The 2737-nt window shown below is 53.8% G+C and carries 1 rRNA gene; it reads right to left on the reverse strand.

The window, feature by feature from the left end:
• Positions 1-2737, reverse strand: a 23S ribosomal RNA gene (locus VP98_RS08120); the annotation flags it as partial.

A 2737-nucleotide genomic window follows, 5' to 3' on the forward strand; every position in this document is an offset into this window, starting at 1 on the left:
CCGCACTTCCACCTCGAACCTATCTACCTCGTCATCTTCAAGGGATCTTACTTACTTGCGTAATGGGAAATCTCATCTTGAGGGGGGCTTCATGCTTAGATGCTTTCAGCACTTATCCCGTCCACACGTAGCTACCCAGCGATGCCTCTGGCGAGACAACTGGTACACCAGCGGTGTGTCCATCCCGGTCCTCTCGTACTAAGGACAGCTCCTCTCAAATTTCCTGCGCCCGCGACGGATAGGGACCGAACTGTCTCACGACGTTCTGAACCCAGCTCGCGTACCGCTTTAATGGGCGAACAGCCCAACCCTTGGGACCGACTACAGCCCCAGGATGCGATGAGCCGACATCGAGGTGCCAAACCTCCCCGTCGATGTGGACTCTTGGGGGAGATAAGCCTGTTATCCCCGGGGTAGCTTTTATCCGTTGAGCGATGGCCCTTCCATGCGGAACCACCGGATCACTAAGCCCGACTTTCGTCCCTGCTCGACTTGTAGGTCTCGCAGTCAAGCTCCCTTGTGCCTTTACACTCTGCGAATGATTTCCAACCATTCTGAGGGAACCTTTGGGCGCCTCCGTTACATTTTAGGAGGCGACCGCCCCAGTCAAACTGCCCGCCTGACACTGTCTCCCACCCGGATCACGGGTGCGGGTTAGAATTTCAACACAGTCAGGGCAGTATCCCACCAGCGCCTCCACCGAAGCTGGCGCTCCGGCTTCCAAGGCTCCTGCCTATCCTGTGCAGACTGTGCCAAAATTCAATATCAGGCTGCAGTAAAGCTCCACGGGGTCTTTCCGTCCTGTCGCGGGTAACCTGCATCTTCACAGGTACTATAATTTCACCGAGTCTCTCGTTGAGACAGTGCCCAGATCGTTGCGCCTTTCGTGCGGGTCGGAACTTACCCGACAAGGAATTTCGCTACCTTAGGACCGTTATAGTTACGGCCGCCGTTTACTGGGGCTTCAATTCAGACCTTCGCTTGCGCTAAGCCCTCCTCTTAACCTTCCAGCACCGGGCAGGCGTCAGCCCCTATACGTCGCCTTGCGGCTTTGCAGAGACCTGTGTTTTTGCTAAACAGTCGCCTGGGCCTATTCACTGCGGCTCTCTCGGGCTTGCACCCTACCAGAGCACCCCTTCTCCCGAAGTTACGGGGTCATTTTGCCGAGTTCCTTAACGAGAGTTCACTCGCTCACCTTAGGATTCTCTCCTCGCCTACCTGTGTCGGTTTGCGGTACGGGCACCTTGCATCTCGCTAGAGGCTTTTCTTGGCAGTGTGGAATCGAAGACTTCGGTACTAAAATTCCCTCGTCATCACAGCTCAGCCTTAATGGAAACGGGATTTGCCTCATTTCCAGCCTGACTGCTTAAACACGCATATCCATCAGCGTGATCTCCTATCCTCCTGCGTCCCCCCATCACTCAAACGATGTTTGGTGGTACAGGAATATCAACCTGTTATCCATCGCCTACGCCTTTCGGCCTCGGCTTAGGTCCCGACTAACCCTGAGAGGACGAGCCTTCCTCAGGAAACCTTAGGCATTCGGTGGAAGGGATTCTCACCCTTCTTTCGCTACTCATACCGGCATTCTCACTTCCAGACGCTCCACCAGTCCTTCCGGTCTGACTTCACAGCCTCTGGAACGCTCTCCTACCACTGACACCCAAGGTGTCAATCCACAGCTTCGGTGATACGTTTAGCCCCGGTACATTTTCGGCGCAGAGTCACTCGACCAGTGAGCTATTACGCACTCTTTAAATGGTGGCTGCTTCTAAGCCAACATCCTGGTTGTCTGGGCAACTCCACATCCTTTTCCACTTAACGTATACTTGGGGACCTTAGCTGGTGGTCTGGGCTGTTTCCCTCTTGACTACGGATCTTATCACTCGCAGTCTGACTCCCAAACATAAGTTTCTGGCATTCGGAGTTTGTCTGAATTCGGTAACCCGGGATGGGCCCCTAGTCCAAACAGTGCTCTACCTCCAGAACTCTTCGTTTGAGGCTAGCCCTAAAGCTATTTCGGAGAGAACCAGCTATCTCCAGGTTCGATTGGAATTTCACCGCTACCCACACCTCATCCCCGCACTTTTCAACGTGCGTGGGTTCGGACCTCCAGTGAGTGTTACCTCACCTTCATCCTGGACATGGGTAGATCACCTGGTTTCGGGTCTACGACCTCATACTGATGCGCCCTGTTCAGACTCGCTTTCGCTGCGGCTCCGCCTTATCAGCTTAACCTTGCATGAAATCGTAACTCGCCGGTTCATTCTACAAAAGGCACGCCATCACCCATTAACGGGCTCTGACTACTTGTAGGCACACGGTTTCAGGATCTCTTTCACTCCCCTTCCGGGGTGCTTTTCACCTTTCCCTCACGGTACTGGTTCACTATCGGTCACTAGGGAGTATTTAGCCTTGGGAGATGGTCCTCCCGGATTCCGACGGAATTCCTCGTGTTCCGCCGTACTCAGGATCCACTCAAGAGAGAAGAAAATTTCGGCTACAGGGCTGTTACCTTGTTTCGCGGACCTTTCCAGATCACTTCACCTATTCTCTTCCTTTGTAACTCCGTATAGAGTGTCCTACAACCCCAGAAGGCAAGCCTTCTGGTTTGGGCTATGTCCCGTTTCGCTCGCCGCTACTCAGGGAATCGCGTTTGCTTTCTCTTCCTCCGGGTACTTAGATGTTTCAGTTCCCCGGGTATGCCTCCTCCTGCCCTATGTATTCAGGCAGGGGT

Origin of the sequence: Domibacillus indicus, assembly GCF_000970685.1 — a bacterium.
Taxonomy (GTDB): Bacteria; Bacillota; Bacilli; order Bacillales; family Domibacillaceae; genus Domibacillus; species Domibacillus indicus.